21 protein-coding genes and 1 pseudogene are annotated in these 18673 nt (G+C 67.4%); 7 read left to right on the top strand and 15 right to left on the bottom strand.

Going from position 1 to position 18673, the window contains the following annotated elements:
• Positions 1-58: 58 nt before the first annotated feature.
• Together AB0B91_RS60070 and AB0B91_RS60065 are read left to right on the top strand one after the other, a co-directional pair.
• A complete protein-coding gene (locus AB0B91_RS60070; RefSeq protein ID WP_358341324.1) occupies positions 59-1072 on the top strand; it encodes an NADP-dependent oxidoreductase in 1014 nt (337 codons plus the stop codon).
• A gap of 136 nt (positions 1073-1208) precedes the next feature.
• Complete coding sequence (locus tag AB0B91_RS60065; protein ID WP_358341321.1) at positions 1209-1799, top strand: TetR/AcrR family transcriptional regulator; 591 nt, start codon at positions 1209-1211, stop codon at positions 1797-1799.
• A 487-nt stretch (positions 1800-2286) separates the two neighbouring features.
• Here AB0B91_RS60065 and AB0B91_RS60060 read toward each other — a convergent pair whose 3' ends face one another.
• Both AB0B91_RS60060 and AB0B91_RS60055 read right to left on the bottom strand, forming a co-directional pair.
• On the bottom strand, positions 2287-3027 hold the full coding sequence (locus AB0B91_RS60060; protein ID WP_358341318.1) for an SDR family oxidoreductase: 741 nt from the start codon (positions 3025-3027) through the stop codon (positions 2287-2289).
• 153 nt (positions 3028-3180) lie between these two features.
• Positions 3181-3393: a hypothetical protein gene (locus AB0B91_RS60055; RefSeq protein WP_358341315.1), complete on the bottom strand. Its 213-nt coding sequence runs from the start codon at positions 3391-3393 to the stop codon at positions 3181-3183.
• 407 nt (positions 3394-3800) lie between these two features.
• On the opposite strand from AB0B91_RS60055, the gene AB0B91_RS60050 reads away from it, so the two are divergent.
• Positions 3801-4199, top strand: a complete 399-nt coding sequence (locus AB0B91_RS60050) for a hypothetical protein (RefSeq protein WP_358341312.1) — start codon at positions 3801-3803, stop codon at positions 4197-4199.
• Here the strand turns inward: AB0B91_RS60050 and AB0B91_RS60045 are convergent.
• Positions 4133-4351 carry a sigma factor gene (locus tag AB0B91_RS60045; RefSeq protein ID WP_358341309.1) on the bottom strand — a complete coding sequence of 73 codons (219 nt, stop codon included), beginning with the start codon at positions 4349-4351 and terminating at the stop codon, positions 4133-4135. The genes AB0B91_RS60050 and AB0B91_RS60045 overlap by 67 nt on opposite strands.
• Before the next feature lie 201 nt (positions 4352-4552).
• On the opposite strand from AB0B91_RS60045, the gene AB0B91_RS60040 reads away from it, so the two are divergent.
• The 3 genes from AB0B91_RS60040 (at position 4553) to AB0B91_RS60030 (ending at position 5550) form a co-directional block, all read left to right on the top strand.
• Entirely contained in the window at positions 4553-4744 is a 192-nt protein-coding gene (locus tag AB0B91_RS60040; protein WP_358341307.1) for a hypothetical protein, read from the top strand.
• Between the two features lie 152 nt (positions 4745-4896).
• Complete coding sequence (locus AB0B91_RS60035; protein ID WP_358341305.1) at positions 4897-5049, top strand: hypothetical protein; 153 nt, start codon at positions 4897-4899, stop codon at positions 5047-5049.
• 45 nt (positions 5050-5094) lie between these two features.
• Complete coding sequence (locus AB0B91_RS60030; RefSeq protein WP_358341302.1) at positions 5095-5550, top strand: SgcJ/EcaC family oxidoreductase; 456 nt, start codon at positions 5095-5097, stop codon at positions 5548-5550.
• A 332-nt stretch (positions 5551-5882) separates the two neighbouring features.
• On the opposite strand, the pseudogene AB0B91_RS60025 reads toward AB0B91_RS60030, so the two are convergent.
• From AB0B91_RS60025 to AB0B91_RS60000, 6 genes and pseudogenes are all read right to left on the bottom strand, one after another.
• Positions 5883-7140: pseudogene (locus AB0B91_RS60025) on the bottom strand (IS3 family transposase).
• A gap of 100 nt (positions 7141-7240) precedes the next feature.
• Complete coding sequence (locus tag AB0B91_RS60020; RefSeq protein WP_358341300.1) at positions 7241-7792, bottom strand: hypothetical protein; 552 nt, start codon at positions 7790-7792, stop codon at positions 7241-7243.
• A gap of 224 nt (positions 7793-8016) precedes the next feature.
• Entirely contained in the window at positions 8017-8292 is a 276-nt protein-coding gene (locus tag AB0B91_RS60015) for a hypothetical protein (RefSeq protein ID WP_358341298.1), read from the bottom strand.
• Between the two features lie 69 nt (positions 8293-8361).
• Positions 8362-8490, bottom strand: a complete 129-nt coding sequence (locus AB0B91_RS60010; RefSeq protein WP_358341295.1) for a hypothetical protein — start codon at positions 8488-8490, stop codon at positions 8362-8364.
• 687 nt (positions 8491-9177) lie between these two features.
• Positions 9178-9708, bottom strand: a complete 531-nt coding sequence (locus tag AB0B91_RS60005) for a hypothetical protein (protein ID WP_358341293.1) — start codon at positions 9706-9708, stop codon at positions 9178-9180.
• Between the two features lie 18 nt (positions 9709-9726).
• A complete protein-coding gene (locus tag AB0B91_RS60000; RefSeq protein ID WP_358341291.1) occupies positions 9727-10401 on the bottom strand; it encodes a hypothetical protein in 675 nt (224 codons plus the stop codon).
• A 156-nt stretch (positions 10402-10557) separates the two neighbouring features.
• Between AB0B91_RS60000 and AB0B91_RS59995 the strand changes: the two genes are divergently transcribed.
• Positions 10558-11535 (top strand): pyridoxal-phosphate dependent enzyme, encoded by a 978-nt coding sequence (locus AB0B91_RS59995; RefSeq protein ID WP_358341289.1) that lies wholly within the window; start codon positions 10558-10560, stop codon positions 11533-11535.
• A gap of 239 nt (positions 11536-11774) precedes the next feature.
• On the opposite strand, the gene AB0B91_RS59990 is transcribed toward AB0B91_RS59995, so the two are convergent.
• From AB0B91_RS59990 to AB0B91_RS59965, 6 genes are all read right to left on the bottom strand, one after another.
• Positions 11775-14237, bottom strand: a complete 2463-nt coding sequence (locus AB0B91_RS59990; RefSeq protein WP_358341288.1) for a tyrosine-type recombinase/integrase — start codon at positions 14235-14237, stop codon at positions 11775-11777.
• A complete protein-coding gene (locus AB0B91_RS59985) occupies positions 14230-14400 on the bottom strand; it encodes a hypothetical protein (RefSeq protein WP_358341395.1) in 171 nt (56 codons plus the stop codon). Before AB0B91_RS59985 ends, AB0B91_RS59990 begins: the two co-directional genes overlap by 8 nt.
• 58 nt (positions 14401-14458) lie before the next feature.
• Positions 14459-15961, bottom strand: coding sequence for a site-specific integrase (locus tag AB0B91_RS59980; RefSeq protein WP_358341286.1), 1503 nt, complete (start codon positions 15959-15961; stop codon positions 14459-14461).
• A gap of 255 nt (positions 15962-16216) precedes the next feature.
• Positions 16217-16396 carry a BldC family transcriptional regulator gene (locus tag AB0B91_RS59975; protein ID WP_358341390.1) on the bottom strand — a complete coding sequence of 60 codons (180 nt, stop codon included), beginning with the start codon at positions 16394-16396 and terminating at the stop codon, positions 16217-16219.
• Between the two features lie 380 nt (positions 16397-16776).
• Complete coding sequence (locus AB0B91_RS59970) at positions 16777-17580, bottom strand: hypothetical protein (protein WP_358341284.1); 804 nt, start codon at positions 17578-17580, stop codon at positions 16777-16779.
• The gene (locus tag AB0B91_RS59965) at positions 17577-18509 is read right to left on the bottom strand and encodes a site-specific integrase (RefSeq protein WP_358341282.1); all 933 of its coding nucleotides are present in this window, start codon (positions 18507-18509) and stop codon (positions 17577-17579) included. The genes AB0B91_RS59970 and AB0B91_RS59965 overlap by 4 nt, the downstream gene beginning before the upstream one ends.
• Positions 18510-18673: the final 164 nt, after the last annotated feature.

Genomic DNA, 18673 nt, shown 5'->3' with positions numbered 1-18673 from the left:
GACATGCGCATCGTCCGCCGAAAGACAACCGAGAAGACCACGCAAAGGGATGGCTGACATGAAGGCATTCGTCGTCGAGAAGTACGGCAAGGACGGCGTACGCGCCGCAGACGTTCCAGAGCCCACTGTCGGGGACGGCGACGTCCTGGTCCGAGTGAGTGCCACCAGCATCAACCCGCTGGACAAAATGGTCCGCAACGGGGAGTTCAAACGACTCCTGAGGTACAAGCTGCCCTTCGTGCTCGGCCACGACGTCGCTGGCGTCGTGACGAAGGTCGGGTCCGCCGTGCGCGACGTGGCCGTCGGCGACGAGGTCTACGCACGTCCCCGCGACCTTCGGATCGGAGGCTTCGCCGAGTTCATTGCGATCGACCAGGACGACGTCTCGCCCAAGCCGGAGTCACTCACCCTCCGCGAGGCGGCCGCGGTTCCGCTGGTGGCCTTGGCCTCCTGGCAGATCCTCGTCGACCGTGCCCATGTGAAGCCGGGCCAGAAGGTGCTCATCCACGCCGGTGCCGGTGGCCTCGGATCGACGGCCATCCAGCTCGCCAAGCACCTCGGTGCCACGGTGGCGACGACGACGAACACCCGCACCAAGGAATTGGTCAGGAGCCTCGGCGCCGACATCGTCGTCGACTACACCAAGGAGGACTTCTCGAAGGTGCTGTGCGGCTACGACCTGGTGCTGGACTCCCTGGGCGGGGCGAACCTCGAGAAGTCGCTGACCGTACTGAAACCGGACGGCCTGGCCATCGGTGTCGCCGGCCCGCCGGACGCCGGTTTCGCCAGACAACTCGGCGCCCCCTCGTTCATGGGCGTGGCCATGAACGCGCTCAGCCGCAAGGTGCGCAAGCAGGCCAAGGCCCTGGGCGTGCGCTATCAGTTCTTCTTCATGCAGGCCAGCGGCTCCCAGCTCCGTGAACTCGGCGCCCTGTACGACAACGGACGGCTCCGCCCGGTCATCGACCGAACTTTCCCCTTCGACCAGACGCTCGAGGCGATGGCGTACGTCGAGCAGGGGCGTACCACGGCCGGGAAGGTCGTGATCTCGATGGCGCCCGGCAACGACTGAATCGGGCTGGCCGCAGAGAAGACGTGGCGGTGCTCCAGACGCCGTTCGCATACCATTGGAGTTCGTTCGTAATCCAATATGATGGCGAAGCTGGCGGAGGGCAGGCGTCCCTTCCGGCGTACAAAGGAGCGAGCGCGTGGTGCGTTACGGGAAAGAGCACAAGCAGACGACCCGGCAGCGGATCATCGAAACCGCCGGCCGCCGGTTCAAGAAGGACGGTATCGACGGCTCGGGCATCTCGACGCTGATGGCGGACGCCGGACTGACCAACGGCGCCTTCTACGGCCACTTCGAAACCAAGGACGATCTCGTGGCCGCCGCGGTCGCGGACCAGTTGCGCGCGCAGTACGCGAACGTCATCGAGCAGGCGGCCCCCGGGATCGCCGGACTCGAGCAGATCGTACGGTGGTATCTGTCGCCCCAGCACCGCGACAGTCCCGACGACGGCTGCCCCTCCGCCGCACTCCTCGATGAGATAGGGCGCTGCGCGGACGAGACCAAGCAGGCGTACACCGACGGCGTGCTCGCCGTCATCGACGGTATCGCCGCTCGCCTGGCGCCTGCCGATCCGCGCTCGGTGCGCACGAAGACCCTCAGCGTCTACGCCATGATGGTCGGGACGCTGCAGCTCTCCCGCGCCCTGGCCGACCGGCGACTCTCCGACGAACTCCTCGAAGAGGGCATCCGCAACGCCCTCACTCTGCTCGGCGCACAGGAGTCCCGCTGACACGCCGCAGCACCACGCGGCAGCCCCGCCGAGCCGCCTGCACGGCGGGCACGCTCCCGGTACCCGGCTACGGCTGACGGACAGGCGGCTCGTCATGCCGTACGCGTGCCGGTGGGGGACGACGGGTCGCCCATCGCCTACCGGGTCCGTGACCTCGTTCCCGGGAAGCACAGCAACATCGGCAAGCTCGTCCCAGCGTTGACGGGCGAACATGATGTTCCCCAAGCCCGGAGGGAGAACGGTGCGGTGGAGATCATGGCCGATGACCTCGCCCGATCGGTTTGCGCCAGTCTTCACCAGCCGATCGAGACGCAGTTCGCGCAGTTCCTGCCCTACAGGGCTGGGTAGCAGGATCAAGCGTGACCGGCAGATACGCTGTGCCACCTGCTATGCCAGCACCGCACCGCTCACCTGCCGCAGGGCACATTGGAGCTCCTACTTCGACAAGCGAACAACAGCGAGCACGGGAACCGCTCGGACATGGTCCCTAGGGCAGGGCCAGCGAGGCCCCGCCACACATCATGAGGTGTTGGCCTGTGATCGCGCCGGCGTCGGGGCCGAGGAGGAACGAGACTAGGCCGGCTACCTCATCCGGGCGGATGAGCCGGCCCAGCGGAGGCGTCTTGGGCGGTATATCGGACCGGGCCGGGTCTTTCAGCATGGGGGTATCGGTCGGGCCTGGCGCAACGACGTTCACGGTGATCGCGTGGGGTAGCAATTCGATGGCCCACGACCGGCATAGCCCAAGCAGGGCGGCCTTTGTGGCGGCGTAGTGGCTCTTGCCGGCGGTTCCCTGCATTGTCCGGCTGCCGAGCAGAACAATTCGGCCGCCAGCCACGAGCTGTCCGCTTAACGCGTTGACGACGTAGCTAGCCGCGGCGACGTTCACCTGCCACATCGCTGCGCCATCTGCCATGTTCAGCGCACCAAGCTTTGCGGTGCGCTGAAGTCCTGCGGAGTGGATGATGGCGTCGATGTCGCCGGTCACCGTCGCGAGGGCCTGACCGACGGCTTCCACGTCGCTGAGGTCCACGCACAGCCAGGACAGTCTGGAGCTGGCGGATCCGCCGGTTTGGGCGGGCGGGTGGATGGTGCTCGGTGACGGGCGTCGAGATACTCCGGTGACATGCCAGCCCTCGTTGAGCAACCGATGTGCCACAGCGAGGCCAATGCCTGAGCTCGCTCCGGTTATGACGGCGTGCTTGGCGGCGACGGTCGTGGTTGTCACTTGTGGATCGCTCGCGCGTGAGGTCTGTGCGTCCTCAGGGATCGCGGTTGGCAGGCTGGCTCGTTGTGATGTTCAGCTGGTTGGTGCCCGGCCACGGCCGGGTCGTCGAGGGAGCCGCCGCCACGTTGGCACCTGGACGGTGCAGGCCGACTCCTACCGCCCTACGTAGGTGCTACTCCCGTCAGGAGCCTTCTTCCAAAGCTCATACCAGTTCCAGAGCAGCCGCATCTCCTCTGGGATGGTGCTGTGGCCGCGGCCCTTCGTGACGCCGTAGCGCACCACGTTCACGCCGTCGGCGTTGTTCCACTTGTAGATGAGGTAGCGGCCGTTCGTCTCTTCCGACGCGGGTTTCAGCACCCTTTGCACGCTCTGTCACCGTTTGAGGGTGCGGAGCTCCTCCACCGCTTCCCGCCGACCTTCGAGCGCACCCTGGAACGCGTTGTAGAGGTCGCGGATCCCACGCGCGCCCTGCGGGTAGTCGATGCCCGCCTTGCGGCAGCGCCTCGTTCACGGCGTCCAGCTCGGCACGCAGGCGCGCCAACTCGGCTTCGTGCGCGGCCGGCCTCGCCGCGAACGCGAACGCCGCCGCGAAGGACGCCCGTGACCTCCTCGGGAAGGCCGTTTGGACGCTCCACTACCGGCACAAGGCCAAGGGGTGGAACAAGCAGAAGGCGTCCAAGAACACCGGCGTTGGTGCCTCCTCCCTGTTCCCGACCGGCGGGCCTGTCACGCAGTCCGACGAGGAGATCGCCGAGCAGCTCCCCGACTGGGACGTGAACACCGCGCTTGCCAAGCGCGACGAGGCCGCGAAGGAGCTCAAAGCCAAGCGCGCACTCGCTGACGCGGTCCGGGAGATCCGGCGGCAGGACATCGCCGCCCTCTACCAGGGCCACCTGGACGGCAGGCAGTGGGAGATCGCCGAAATCGGCGCCGAGTACAAGCTCGACCTGACCATGGTGTCGGGCGACATCAAGGCGCAGGGCGTCGAACTGCGCCCGTCGCAGCGGCGCAAGGTGGCCGACGCGGCCGCCGAGCAGCCGATCGAAGTCGGCCCCATCGCCCGGATGCTCGGCGTATCGCGCGTCGCGCTCCAGAACCGCATCCGCTACTGGGGCAAGCCGGAGCAGGCAGACAAGCCGAACGCGTTCCCCGCGGACGCCGACGCCGGCTGATGAGCCGGGCGGCGATGCCGTACAGCCAGGGCCGCTGCGTCGGGATGGCTCGGGTCGTAGCGGTGGCGGCGCCGGAAAGCGGCCAGGAAGGTGTCGGAGACGATGTCGTCGGCCAGGGAGGGGCCCAGCCGCCTGGCGACATACCTCCGCATGGCGGTCGAAGAGGTCGGCGAAGTCCTCCGGAACGCGCTCCGAGCGCCGTATCAGCTCGGCGTCGTCGGTTCTGCCGAATTCTTCGGCGATCACATGGTGCTCCTGTCCGTACGCACTGGTTGTCAGCTTTCGCCCGTACGGCTGGCGCGAGTTCGCGTTCTAGGATGTGATCTGCGTCACGTGGAGTCAGCTTCCAGGTGGTGTGGCCGGAACACCGCAGCCAGGCACACGATGTCGTCCTCAAGCGACTCGGCGACGCGGCAGCCGTGATCACCTACAAGGTGATGAGCACCATGGGCGAGGAAACGCAGTCCTGGTACGCGTCGACGGCCTACGGTCGGACCCCCGACGGCTGGCGCGCCGTCCTGCGCCACGAGACATGGATCTGCTAGCCCTGCCTTCCGTACGTGGCCGATCTTCATGCGGGCTTACCGCCCCAGCGTCTCATCTACCGAAAGCCTGTGGCGGTCAGGCATGTCCACGCGGCAGCATTGTCCACAATGCAGGAATCGCGTATCACCATACGAGATGGATGGTAGCTGCCATGGATCAGCTGAACGCGCCGGATGCCGACCTGCCCGAGCAGGACCGGCAAGCCCTCGCCGGCCTGATCAACCAGTGCACGCAGGAGGAAACCGACCCCGAGCGGCAGCTGACCGCCTGGGAAACGCCCGAAACCCTGGGCCTCCTAGCCTGAGGGCATCACTGCACATCAAGACCCCGCCCGGCACGATTGACGCTCTTGACCTCAAGCAAACTTAAGGTTCTATCGTCCATCGTCATGAGCACAACGAACATTGCCGACCAGACGAGCCAGACCGACATCGAAGCGATCAAGCAGGTGGTGGCCGCGGTTGAGCACTCCCAGAACAATGAACTCCCTGACGAGTTCGTTGCTCTGTTCCGAGCCGACGCGATCTGGACAACAGGCCACGGCAAGCGCCTCATCGGCCGTGATGCGATCTCGACGTTCACGCACCAGGTGCTTCCCGGAGGGATGCAGGACACCACGGTCACGTTCGAGGTCGAACACGTGCTGTTCGTCCGTCCCGACGTCGCAGCCGTGAAGGTGCGCCAGGTCTATCGGAACCCCGACGGGACGGAGGAGGTGGGCACGCCACTGTTCGTCATGGCAAAGGAGGACGGGCAGTGGCGCCTGACCGCCTGCCAGAACACCAGCGTGCTCAGCAGCGACTGACCGCATTCGACCGCGACACACCTCCAGCCACAAGACGCGCACCAAGCCGCCAACCCGCACATCAAGACCCCGTCCGGCACCCACGTCCGGCGGGGTCTTTTCACGCGGCTGATGGACCTCTCGACGACCTCCTGGCGCGACAGCCGCGGCTGACAACTTGATCGTCATCCACTACTCTGCTGGAAGCTGCGATCACGACAGATGTTGGTTGGGTAAGAGAAGGCCGAATCCGTGCAGGCGAATACCGTCACGGGCGAGCTCTTCGATGACGAGCGCCATCTGGAAGAAGCTGAGCATGCTGCCCGTGAACCGCCCCGGCTTCGATGGAGAGCTCAGGGGTTGATTCCAACGGTCTCGTTGGGCTGGTGTTGAGCGTAGTAGAGGGCTTCGTACTCCTGCGGCGGGATGTTGTCGATCGAGGAGTGCAGGCGGGTCGTGTTGAACCACTCGACCCATTCGGCGGTGGCCAGTTCCACCTCGGCCAGGCTGCGCCAGGGCCCTCGGGGTTTGATCAGCTCGGTCTTGTAAAGGCCGATCTGCGATTCCATCAGCGCGTTGTCCAACGCGTCCCCGACCGTGCCGATGGAGGCATCGATGCCCGCGGTTATCAGGTGAGCGGTGAAGCGGAAACAGGTGTATTGGCTGCCGGCGTCCGAATGATGAACCAGGCCCGGCCCGGCGGGTCGTCCGGCGCGGTCGCGCCGCCACAACGCCATGTCCAGGGCGTCCAGCACCAGGCCGGCGCGCTTGGACAGCGAGGCCGCCCAGCCGACGATCGCCCGGGAGTACACATCCACGACGAAGGCGACGTAGACGATCCCGCACCAGGCGTGAACGTAGGTGAAGTCGGCGACCCAGACCGTGTTCGGCCGGGGCGTGGTGAAGTCCCGCTTGACCAGGTCGGCCGCCCGCTGATGGCTGGGATCGACCACAGTGGTGCGGATCTTCTTGCCGCGGCGGGCTCCTTGCAGGCCCAGCGCACGCATCCGCCGCTCGACCGTGCATCGGGCGACCTGGTGGCCCTCGCGCAGCAGTTGCCGCCAGACTTTGCGGGTGCCGTAGACGCCGTAGTTGGTGGTGTGGATGCGCCTGATGTGCTCGTCCAGCTCGGCGTCGCGGACCTGCCGGGCCGATGGCGGCCTGTTCTTGGCGGCGTAGTAGGTGCTGGGCGAGATGGCAAGGCCGTGCTCGGTCAGCACGTGGCAGATCGGCTCGACACCGAACATCTCGCGGTGTTCGTCGATGAAGATCACGAGTGCGTGTGTGGCCGGTCGAGCTCGGCCGCGAAGAAAGCCGACTTAGATTCAAGGAGGCGGCCTTCAGGATCTCGTTGGCCCGGCGCAGCTCGGCGTTCTCCCGCCGCAACCGCTTCAACTCCTCGGCCTCATCGGTGGTGGTGCCCGGCCGCTGTCCTTCGTCGATCTGGGCCTGGCGGACCCACTTGCGCAGTGTCTCGGCGGTGCCGATGCCCAACTTGGCGGCAACCGCGTTGATCGCGGCCCACTCAGTCGGGTAGTCCGGACGGACCTCAGCGACCATCCGCACCGCGCGCTTACGCAACTCGGGCGGATAGGGGGACTTGGCTGCCATGACTCGATCCTCTCAAGGGAACGAGCCTCCAACGAAGCCGGAGCGCTTCATGTATCGGGGTCCTCCCATAGACGGGGGTTGGCGAGGCAACGCAGCCGCGTCAGTGCGTGTTGTGCTGAACAAGGCGACCGAGAGGGATGGCGGGCTCGGACGCCTGCGAAGTGATGCATTCGTCGCGAAGAGCGTCCGGACCCGGCATGCCGTCGAGCGCCAGCCAGCGGGTTCCGGGAGTCAGATGGGGTGCGGCTACCGCGCAGCGCTGCGGCGAAGAGGCGGAGGATGCTTCAGCTGGAGGCCCAGCCCACGAAGAGCCAGCCGCCTGGGCTGCTGTTCTCTCCCTTGATGGGGATCGCTCCGGCTGGCCCCACTTATCGACGATCCGCGGGTCGTCCGTCCTGAGGAGCTGGTCGGCGAGTGCTGTCGCTTCGGTTTCGGTCATGGGCTCGCTGGCGACGATGACGAAGTCGTCCTTCTCAGCGATGGTGCCGGTGTATCCGCGGCGGCCGTAGTCGTATCTGGCTTGTTCGACTGCGGCGTCGAACGCCCCCTCGGCTGTTGCGCCCTGCTGTGGCCCGGTGGTGAAGGGGGTGGCTCCCAAAGGGTTCTTTCTGTGCGAGGGTTTCCCGGCCCTGGGCCGCCCGCGTTCGGGCACGCCGTGATCCTTGGGCGGGTGGCCAGGGGCTGGGGGAGGAAGCGAGGGTTAGCGTTCAGGGCGTGTCGTCGAGCACCACACGTCCGAAGGTTGATCGCGGCGGGCAGCAGGTGCCGTCAGTTGAACACCCGTTAGCGCACCAGGTGCACCGCTCGCAGGCGGCCGCCGCCATGGGGGAGCATGCGCCAGAGGCGCACGTGCAGCAGGGCGGCCGCTGCTGCGCATCAAGGGCGGGGCACCCCGGGATGGGCGAAGACACAGGCGTGGATGCCCAGCGCGGTGATACCCCCGGGCTGGTAGGCGGCAGCGGCGAACCCTCGCGCGAGGGCGGTCAGCACACCGGAGGGTTTGCTGCCGGGGGTGGGGAACATGAGCCGGTCGGCGCGTTCGGCGATGGTGTGCGAGCATGCGGTGGCGATCGCCTGGCGTTCGGCGAAGCTCATGGTGCGCATTTCGTGGATCGCGATGGGGACAAGGGCCAGGAGCGGAGTCTGGAGCATCCAACGCTCCAACTGCGGCTCCTTTCCGGGTGATGGCGCGGCGTCCGGGCGGCGCGTGGTGGATGTCGCTCAGGCGGACGTGATGGTGCGCTGCTCGGCCGCCCAGCAGTGCTCCGACATTTCGTGGCTGAGCGTGGTCAGCTCGCCCAGGGTGCCGAAGATGACGAACTCTTCGTCGTTGCCGACGTCGGCGATCACGAGGGCCTGCTCATTGGGTGGCTGTTCGTCGTCTTCGAGGAGGTAATCCAGCTGGTCGGCGGGTACGACCTCGAAGGCGACCCGGTCGGCGGTGGCTATGTGGGAGCGGACGCCCAGGGCGAACTCCTTGGGTGAGATGGTTGGTACGCGAGCGCGGAACGCGGTGGGATCGCGCCCGTCAGCCTGACTGCGAGGGAGCGTCCGGCAGGGCCTGCCAGCGGGATGCGGCCATGCGCCCGGCGGAAGCCTCGCGGCACATGGACGACGATGCCTTCACGGTAAGGCCGAGGGCTCGGGTCTGGCCGGTTACCTGGCAGGTCTCTCACCCCGTACTGTCGAAGCGCTGTAGCGCGCCGCATCGTGGACAGGTCGCGCGCAAATTGCGGTGTATTCATCACGTGCGAGCCTGTGGCCGGTACTGCGAAAGGTGCCTGGCGGTAAAGCACTCCTGTCGTGACGGCGACACGTGACCAGGGGGTATCTGTGGGGTAAGGGCGTCCGCCGCGAGCTCGCGGATGAGAAGTCGTGAACGCTGTTGAAGTCCTCGACGGTGAAGTCCTTGACCCATGCGGTGCCGGCGAGGACAGGGCCCGTTGGGCGTCCGTGCGGGCGATGGGGCGGGTGTCGAACACGGGGTTTCTCCGGAGTGTGGGGTCGCCTCGCGGTGGGGCGAGGCGGCCGGGTGGGTCAGCGGCTGGGGCGGAGGCTGAGGGCGGCAGCGGTGCTGATCTGGGCGGCCACCTGGAACGCCTGGTGCGCCGAGAGGTCGAGCAGGGGGACTCGGGGTTGATGAGGACTCGGCCGTCGTCCGCGCGGAGTACGTCGAGCGGGCCCTCCTCCAGCCGGTCGGGGCGATACCTCGGAGACGACGGCGCAGAAGTCGAAGTCCTCCTCCGGTTCGGCCTCGCTGTCGTGGGCGGGGGTGGCCTTGATGGTGAGGACGTTGCCTTCGGCGACAGGGTGGAGGAACCTGTCGAGGTCGTCGCTGATCCGGGTGGTCATGTTGGCCAGGGCCTCGGCGACCATGGCGGCGTCAGGGCGGGGCCGGAAGGCGTCTACGAGGGCGGCGATCGTGTCGGGGATGCCGGAGTTGGCGCTAGCCGCGTGGAGTTGGGTCATCTCGGCGTCGGTGAGGTCACGCCCTGCCCAGTCCTCGATCGTCTTGCGGGCGAAGGTGATGGCGGTGGCAGGCTGGCCAGGGCCGGGCCTTTCGATCACGGGTTACTCCTCGAGAGTTCAGGCGGCCAGGGCCAGCAGGGCGCGGCGCGCGGCGGCCATGGTGCGGGTGGTCTCGGCGGTGGCCTTGGCGGCGATCCGCGCGGGCGACCACATCGGGACGGGCTTCTTGTCCTGCTTGGTGAGGCTCTTTTCGTGGCGGCGCCGCTGGATGGTCTCGATGCGGGTGTAGGCGAGCTGGTAGACCCTCTGGCGGGCCTGCTCGGCGTCGGCCGGGGCGTGCGCTTCGAGTTCGACAGCGTCGAGCGCGGCGCGCATCTCGGCCAGGGACAGGTCTTGCTTGAAGGAATGGCCGATCTGCTGCTCGGCCTGCATCAGTTCGGCGTGCAGTTCAGGGCGGCGGGAGGTGGCGATGAGCAGGTCCTCAGTGGAGGCGAGCACGCAGAACGAGCAGGACAGGCGGGTCATCCCCCACGAGTAGGCGGCGTGCGGGCGCAGCCCTGCCTCCTTGATCTGATCCCACACCTGATTGATCGTCCAGTCGCGGATCAGGTGCCAGCGGTGGATGGTGCGGTTGCCGCTGGAGTGCGAGTGGTCCACGACCAGGACGTCCATGCCCGCGCGCCGATCGGACTCCTCTCCCCGGATGCCGAGCGCGTACAGCACCTGGACGGGGCGGTCGGTGATGCCGAGCTGCTCGCGCAGTTCGGTGACGAGTTCGGTGACGAACTTCATCCCTTGGGACGTTTTCTGATCACTTGTGCTTATCTGCACCTGGGCTGATCCGGCAACCGCGATGGTCATTTCAGGGGAGCGCGCGCGGACTCCCTGGCTGGCTCGCTCGTGGCGAACGGGCGCGGCCTTTTGGGCCGCGCCTGACATGGTGGGACGGTGAATTGGAACACGCGAGCGCTCGAAGTGCTGGCGGTGGGTAAGCCCACCCTGCTGATCGACTTCCCGGTATCGGCGCCCGGGATCAGACTGCTGCTGAAGGATGAGTCTGCGCAACCGACGGGGAGCCTGCGGCACCGGCACGCCAGGGCACTGTTCCGCCGGGCCGTGCTCGACGGGTCGGTCACCGAGGGGGTGACCGTGGTGGAGGCGACCGGCGGCAACGCAGCCGTGGCGCAGGCCTGGTTCGCGCGGCGGCTCGGGCTGCCGTACATCGTGGTCATGCCGGGCGAGCGCAGCCAGGCGCGGGCGCGGCCAGTGGAGGAACTGGGCGGGGAGTGCCGATTCGTGACGCCGCCGCTGGCGATCTACAACGCCGCACGGGAGATCGACGGGCACTTCCTGGACCAGTTCGGGCGGGCCGCGCCGCACGACCTGGCGGAGGAGCTGTTCGGGCAGGTGCGGCCGGACTGGGTGGTGACGGGCGCGAGCACCGGCGTGACCTCGGCCGCCCTCGGCCAGTGGATCCGGGCCCACGGTGAGGACTGCCGGGTCGCGGTGGCGGATCCCGAGAATTCGGCCTACTTCCCGGGATGGACCCTGGACGTGCCCGACTACGGCACCGGGATGCCCTCGCGGATCGAGGGCATCGGACGGCCGCGCGTCGAGCCCGGCTTCCGGCCCGACCTTGTGGACCTGGTCGTCCCCGTGCCCGACGCGGCCAGTGTGGCGGCGGCCCGGCACATCCGCGAGGTGACCGGGCTGCCGGTTGGCGCCTCGTCGGGCACCGCGTTGTGGGCGGCGCTGGAGCTGGTGGAGCGCATGTGGGCCAGGGGCGAGACTGGCACGGTGGTGTCGCTGATCGGCGACGCGGACGATCGACATCTGGCGACCTGTCACGACGACGGGTGGGCCGCCGGGAAAGGGCTGGACGTCGGACAGTACACGGGCACTCTGAGGCAGCGCACCAGCTTGTGACCTGCGCCGGCGTGCGGCTTGTGGTAGCCGGACGAGCGGCGGGTGTTGACGGACTTCGGTGACTTGCCAGCCCGGCCGATCGATTCGCCAGCTCTCACACGTCGGCAGTAGAGCACGCGAGCGGGCCCGGCGGACAAGCCGAGCTCGGCGACGACCTGCGTAGCCACCAACGTCGCCCTGGGTACCTGCTGTGGTCGGAGGTGCTATCTGGACTTGACCGATCTTGGCAACCTGGATGATCACTGCTTGGGCTCCTGTCTCCTGCTGGGCGGCAAGGAAGGGATACCGAGGCTGACGACCGACCGTCTTGTCTGGCGTTCGGCCTCATCGCGTTTCGTGCGAAGGAAGGTGAGAGTCAGGTCGATGCCTTCGATCTCACCGATCCAGCCCTCTGCGTCAGCGCGTTCGCGACGGGCGAGGAGATCGGTTTCGATCTCGTTGAGCCGATCGAGCATCTTCGGGTTGACGTTCAGCATCGGGCAGCGGATGCAGGCGTGCTCGTGCTGGCATGGTGTGCCGTAAGGCCGGCCGCAGGAGCCCAATTCGACCTTGCGCTTGTCGAAGTGTTCCTCGAACTCTTGCCATTCCTTGGGGCTGGCCTGGCGGTACTCGTCGCCGGGACGCAAAGTACGGCGGTTGGCGAGGTAAGCGGTGTAGTGGCGGACGACGTCCTCGTCGAAGACGGCGACGTAGCCGCGGGTGGTTCGGATGTTGAGGTGTCCCAGCAGAGCGGCGCCGATGTGAATGGGCAGGCCGCTGTTGACGAGTTCGGTGGCGAAGATCCGGCGGAAGTCGTGCGGAGTGAAGCGTACGGTCCGGAACTGCGGGTGGTGCTCGGCGAGTTCCTCGCAGCGCCGCCTGAGTTGCTGCAGCACGGTGGCGGGCGAGATGACTCGCCGGGTGGAGCCGTGCTGGCGCTGGAACAGGAACGGCAGGGGCGCGCTCCAGACCTTGTCGTGGTAGTCGAAGCGTTTGATCAGCTCGATCGTCCGGCCGCTGCGCGTGTGCCGCCGGATGATCGAGGCGATGACGTGGAACAGCTCGGCGCTCATGGGGATCACGCGTTCGCGGTCGGTCTTGGAGGGGGCGATGACCAGTAGGGCAATGACCTCGCCGTTGGCTCGCTGGTATTGGCGGACGCTCAGGTGGGTGAGCTCGCACAGTTCCTCGATACGGACGCCGGAGTGGCGCAGGGTTTCGATGCAGGCCCACTCCCAGAACGCCTGCTCTTCGTGGGCCTCGGTTTGGATGATCCGCCCGGTGTCCTCCTCGACGACTCGGGCGGGCAGATAGCCGCGGCTGCGTTGGCGGTGCCGGTCGTGAGCGGTGGTGACACGCCGGTAGGTGCGCCCGTTCAGGACGAAGCCGTCGCCCTCGGCGGCGGTGCTGGCCCGCTCCAGGAGCGCGCGGGCGTGTTCGTATCGGTCCTCGATGTGCTGGACCAGCACCGGCAGAAGCGGTTGGCGCTGGCGTGTGCGGTCGGCGCTGCGTTCGTTGATCCTGCGGCGGCGCTTGCCCAGGCCGCGGAGCTCGCTTGGAGGGACCGGGCAGGGCGCAACCCAGGGCCCCCAGATCTCGGGCTGGTCGGCCGCCCAGGTGTGCAGGTCGTAGTAGAAGCTGCGGACGATGATGACGATGCCGTCCACGCCGGCGCGGGGCTTGCCGTCCTCGCGGGTGCTGATCATGTGCCGCCAGGCCTGGTAGACCTCCGGCGTGATCCTCAGGTCTGCCTGGTCGGGGTTGATCCGCTCGATCTTCTCCCAGAAGTGGTGGGCGAGTTCGAGCACCAGGTTGGACAAGCTGGCATAGTCGCTGTCGGCCGAGCGGCGGACGAAGTAGTCGACGAAGAGCTGGCGGACCGACTGGTTGCGGATGGTGTAGCGGTCGACGAGTTCCTCGACGGTGAGCTGGCCGCGCATCAGGGCCTCACGCATCGTGGATGGTGTGCCGGGCGGGAAGTGCCCCATGGCGTGCATGATGTTCCAGGCTGACGGGCCGGCGAATCGATTTGTGATCTTGGTGCCGGGAAGGCGTTTCGCCATGACCTGGCGGTTCTCGTGGCCGTGGTGCAGCAGTGCCGCGGGTGTCAGGTCGGCCAGGGCGATGCCTTGAACGGTCAGCAGCCCGCACACGTCTCGCACCGCGTCTCGGCGGTGATGGCCCTCGACGTCGTAGGTGGCGGCCTGCTCGGCGAACTTGTCCAGCAGCGGGTCGGACTGGGCGGTGATGAAGAACGGGGGGTAGTTGTTGAAGGTGTTGCTGCGGAAGGCCAGTAGCGAGGGCTGGATCACGCGCAGGCAGAGCAGGGACCGCAGCCCGGTAGGGGTGGAGATGCCGTTGCTGCGGCTGTTTCCGAGGTCGGCGGCTCGTACATCGCCGGTGCTCAGCGGGCTGTTGTCCCAGCGCTCCTGCCAGGCCGTGCCGGGGAACTTCGTCAGGTAGCTCAAGATTTCCCAGACAGCGTTGCCGCGCTGGCGGCGCGTCGTTCGGGTGCCTTCCCAGGTGTCGGTGGCCAGTTGCGCCAGGTGACTGATGGAGGCCGTCGCCAGGTCTCCGAAGGGGCGGGGAAGAACGGTCGGGGTGGCGGGCTCGGGCTTGATCTTTGTGGCCGAGACGTACCGGCTGGAGAAGCCGAGCCCCTCGACGAGCGGCCCGTAGCGTCGGCTCACTCCGGTGGTCGGACGGGCTTCGGGCTTAGCCACCGAACACCGCCTCGATGTCGGCAGCGGCGTAGCCGGAGGAGTAGCGCGGCTCGGGGAGGGGGCGAGCGTAATGCTCGGTGAGCTTGTCGAACAGCTCCTCGACACCGACCGTCAGGTAGCGGCTGGTCGTCTGGATGTTGGCGTGCCGCAAGATGGCCTGCACCTCGGGAAGGGTGAGTTGGCCGCTGTTGGCCATTCGGATCGCCGCGGTGTGCCGTAGGTCATGCCAGGTCCAGTTGGTGCCCAGCAGATGGTTCGCCGCGCTGCATGATGCGCCGTAGCGCCCAATAGCTCAGCGGGCGGTCGTCGCCACGTCGCACGCGCCAGATCGACTCGCCGGGCTTGAGCGTCCCGACCTCGTCGAGATAGAGCGCCAGCCGCACGAATGCCTGCGGCGACGCGGGCACCGGCTGCCGCAGCCGCGTCCCCTTTGAGATGACAAAGATCTGCCGACCGGCCCAATCGATGTCCTCCGGGGTTACGCCCAGCAGCTCGGCGGCCCGGGCCCCGCTGGAGACGGAGAACTCCAGCAAAGCCCGATCGCGCTCGCAGCCCATCGCCTCGAACAACTCATCCCACAGCCGGTCGGGGATCGCCCGCGGCGGCCGGTCAGGAACCTTCTGGCGGAGCCGGGCCCGGCCGACCACCGGCTTGGGCTCCAGCGGGCTCAAGTGGGACAGGGCCCGTCGGCGCTGGGGCGAGGAGGGCACCGGATTGATGACCGGTCCGTGACCGCGATGACCGTGGAACTCGTAGAAGCCGCTCACCACGGACAACGCGTGGTTGATCGTCCGCTTCGCGTACCCCCGCGCCAGCGTCGGCTTCCCCGTGCGCAGGTTCACCGACCCGGGTTCCGGCGCACCCGGTACGCGGCGGCGCCGCTGGGGGTTGGGTGCGCTGCGCAGCCATCCGACCATGGCCGCGACATCGGCCTCGGTGGCGCGCTCCCAATCCACTTCCAGCAGCCACAGGAGCCGGAACCATCGCAGCAGGCCGTACGCATAGCTGCGGCAGGTCAGGGGGCTTGAGTCGCTCAAGGCGAGGTCCTCCAGGTACTCGGTGACCGGGCGGATTTGCTCGGTGGCCCGGTCGAGAACGACGAACGGCGGATGTATCCGCGCCACCGTGGCGACGGAGCCGACGCTCGGGACCTGCACACGGCCTTCCATCAACTGGCGACGAAGGTCCACTCCACACTCCTTGATCACGACGTAGAGAGCCATGATCAACCAGGTGAAGGAAGTGCAGTTAACTGAGCACCAGCGCGCTGAACTGGACGGCCAGTTGCGGCGCTCGTTGACGAGCTGGTCCCATAGCCCGCCTAACTCGCGGGCGCGGACGTAAAAGTCGAACCCGTACTGTTCGGCGTGCTCGCGGGCGAGCGCTTCGACGTTGTGCCATTCGAGCGGCTCCCCCGAGGGGGTGCGCCCGACGTCGTTGTGGAGGACCACGACGCGGCCCGTGTAGCCCTGCTCGCGCGTCAGTTTGCCCTTCACGACCGGGGTGCCGTCGATGGCACCGACGCCGTTGGCGCCGATCTCGACTTTGAAGATCGCCTCGGCCTTCTCGAGGATCCCGTCGAGGTTGGCCTGCTTCTGCTTCAGTTCCTCCTCCAGCGCGGTGAACCCGGCCTGGGCGAGGAGGTCGGCTTTCCGCTTGTTCAGGTCGGCCTGCGCTTTGTGGATCTCCTGCTGTTTGAGGTCGACGCTGCGCAGCACGTCCACCCAGGCGATGCCGTCTTTGCTGAGCTCTGCGAGCGGCGTGTCCGTAGGCGATGGCTGGGTCATCGGCGCGCCTCGTGCCGGCGGTCGGTGGTTCGCGGCTGGGGGTGGACCAGCGGAGCTGTGAGACATGAGGTTGTGCGTGTCACGAAAGGTGTGGCTCCCTGTCGGACAGTCCCTTGGCCGGCATGCCTGTTCAGGTGTGGCACGCCCGTGCACGGCCGGGGGAAGCGCAGCCGGGCACGTCGGCCTGGCGAGTTAGGCGGTGGGGCCGCCGGTCAGCAGTTCTTGCACTTCGATCTCGCGGTAGCGGCGCTGCCCGCCGACGGTGCGGATGGCGGTCAGCTTCCCGGCGTTCGCCCAGCGAGTGACTGTCGGGACGCGGACGCGGAACATGGCGGCGACCTCGCCGGGCTTGAGCAGTTTGAGGGTGTTCAGGGCTTCTGCGACGGTCAGAGGAGTTCGTCCTTTCGGCGGGTGAAGTTCGTGGGCGTGGCTCGGGCGCGCACGTGTGATGGTGGTCGTGGGCACAAGAACGGCGCGCGGCCGCGCCTGGGGAGATCAGCGGGCCCGGCGGGCCAGTTCGACGGCGATCTGCGTCGCCATGCGGCGGCTTCGATGTGGCGTATCACTCGGCGTCCGGCCGCCGTCCGGCCGTAGCGCGGACAGCGTCGGGGAGGTGGCGTAGGTGGAAGAGTCCAGCGCGGTTGCGGACTCCGGCGAGCATCGGGGTCACCGTCGGCATGCGCCGCCCTTCTTCGGGCAGGGTGCACCGGTGGCGGCGGGGGTCGTTGCCTGAAGCGGTGGTGGGTGGTAGGTCAGACGTCGGGTGTCTGTACGTCGGCGTCGGGCGTTTGTTCGTCGAGGTGGGTGACCGCGGCATCGTGGCCGCCGTCGACGGAGTCGACGTCCTCTTCGTCAAGGTCCCCGTCGGCGTAATCCTCCGGCTCGAAGCCCTCGGGGTGGTCGTCAACGTGGTCGGTGTTGTGAGAAGAGGGAGTCGTGCCGATGTCGGCCGGGAGATCACCGCGGTATTCGACGCCGTTCTTCAGCGCTATCTCGATCGGCGCCAGGGTGTGGCCGAGTTGCTCACACAGGGCCAGCCAGACGGCGACGATTTGAAACCTGTCAGGGCTGCTGCGATCGGATCGCCACAGGTAGTTCGACCAGCTGTTCTGAGTCAGCCAGTACTCGATCGCCGCGGCGACGCGGGCCAGCAGCATCCAGCCGAGCCGCGCCGTGGACGCGGAGGTGACCTGTTCGACCTTGGGTGCGCCGACCAGGTCTTTGTAAAACTGCTTGCGGTGAATTGCGCCGAACAGGTCGCTCAGCGGCTCAGGCATCTCCACGGCCAGCAGCCGGGTGACCGCGCGCAGCACGACCTGTCCAGGGTCGGTGCGGGAGGCCAGGCGCTGCTTGAGCCACTCCTGACGCAGTTCGCCGCTGGTGCCCCAGGCGATGTTGCCTTCGCGGACGAGTTTGACCGGCACCTTGGGCTTCTCGGCAGACTTCGGCGGCACGTAGTCGTGGCTTTCTGGGCATGTGCAGTAGAAGGTGGCGCGGGTCTTGGAAGGGAAGCAGGCGCCGTTACCGGAGCAGGAGGCGTGCGTTTCCTCGCTCATCGCACGGCCGTCGGCGTTCGCATCGCCGAGTAGGTCAACGGTCGCGGCGTGCCGTGCAGAGCCCGCCAGACTGGCTGATCCCGCTCCGGCAGCCCATGCTCGTCGAGGTAGAGGGCCAGGTAGCCGAAGGCCTCCGGGGACGCGGGGATCTCCTGCAGCACATGCGACCCCTTCGAGGTGACCCAGATCCGCATGCCCGCCCAGTCCACGTGATCTAACCGCAGCTCCAGCAACTCGCTGGCTCTGGCTCCGCCAGAGACGTAGAAGGCCAGCAGCGCCCGGTCGCGGTCACAGGTCATCGCCTCGAACAACTCGGCCCACAAGGGGTCGGGGATGGATCGCGGCGCCTGCTCGACGACCTTCTGCCGCAGCCTCGCCCGGGGCGCGAGCCGGTGGGGCTCCAGCGGGTTGCGGTGCGCGAGCAACGCCCGCCGCCCTTGCTGATCCGGCACCGGATTGCTCGCAGGACCGCGTCCATAGTGAGCGTGAAAGGCGTAGAAGCCCGACAGTACCGACAGCGTGTGGTTGATCGTCGATGCCGCGTACCCTCCTGGCAGCGCCGCCTTGCCCGTACGCAGGTTGACCGTCCCGGGCCGCAGCTTCGAGGTGCGCCGACGCTGCGGATTGCGCGCCGTACGCAGCCAGCCCACCAGCACGGTCACCTCCGCGCTCGTGGCCTGTGCCCAGCCGACGCCCAGGACATCGAGCAGCCGCCACCAGCGCAGCAGATCGTGGGCGTAGGACCGGCACGTCAACGGGCTCGCATCACTGAGCGCGAGATCCCGCAGGTACTTGCTGATGGGCTCGACCTCGGCCTCCCGGGCATCGACGACGAGATAGGGCAGCGATGACCGGCCCCCGGCACGAACCTCGCCGACTCGAGGAAGGTCCATGCGCCCTTCCAACAGAGCCGTACGAACGTCGTCCATGAACTGCTCTCCTCTCCTGGTACCCCTGTGAAGGGTGGGATAGAAGTGCAGTTAACAGGGAGAAGAGGTCCTTGTTCGCGCTGTTCCAGTTCTCCACGACCTGCGAGCCCTCGTGGATCTCCTGCCGCAACTCGGCGTCGGCGAGCTAGTCGCAGACGAACCAT

It is taken from the genome of Nonomuraea sp. NPDC049141 (assembly GCF_040648415.1).
Classification (GTDB): Bacteria; Actinomycetota; Actinomycetes; order Streptosporangiales; family Streptosporangiaceae; genus Nonomuraea.
This window is presented reverse-complemented; position numbering and strand designations above follow the sequence as displayed.

Coding starts and splice junctions, on each gene's coding strand:
- AB0B91_RS60035 (WP_358341305.1), top strand. CDS start 4,897: ATGGATCAGCTGAACGCGCCGGATGCCGACCTGCCCGAGCAGGACCGG.
- AB0B91_RS60045 (WP_358341309.1), bottom strand. CDS start 4,351: ATGCGGAGGTATGTCGCCAGGCGGCTGGGCCCCTCCCTGGCCGACGAC.
- AB0B91_RS59970 (WP_358341284.1), bottom strand. CDS start 17,580: ATGAGCGAGGAAACGCACGCCTCCTGCTCCGGTAACGGCGCCTGCTTC.
- AB0B91_RS60000 (WP_358341291.1), bottom strand. CDS start 10,401: ATGAAGTTCGTCACCGAACTCGTCACCGAACTGCGCGAGCAGCTCGGC.
- AB0B91_RS60070 (WP_358341324.1), top strand. CDS start 59: ATGAAGGCATTCGTCGTCGAGAAGTACGGCAAGGACGGCGTACGCGCC.
- AB0B91_RS60015 (WP_358341298.1), bottom strand. CDS start 8,292: ATGCTCCAGACTCCGCTCCTGGCCCTTGTCCCCATCGCGATCCACGAA.
- AB0B91_RS59965 (WP_358341282.1), bottom strand. CDS start 18,509: ATGGACGACGTTCGTACGGCTCTGTTGGAAGGGCGCATGGACCTTCCT.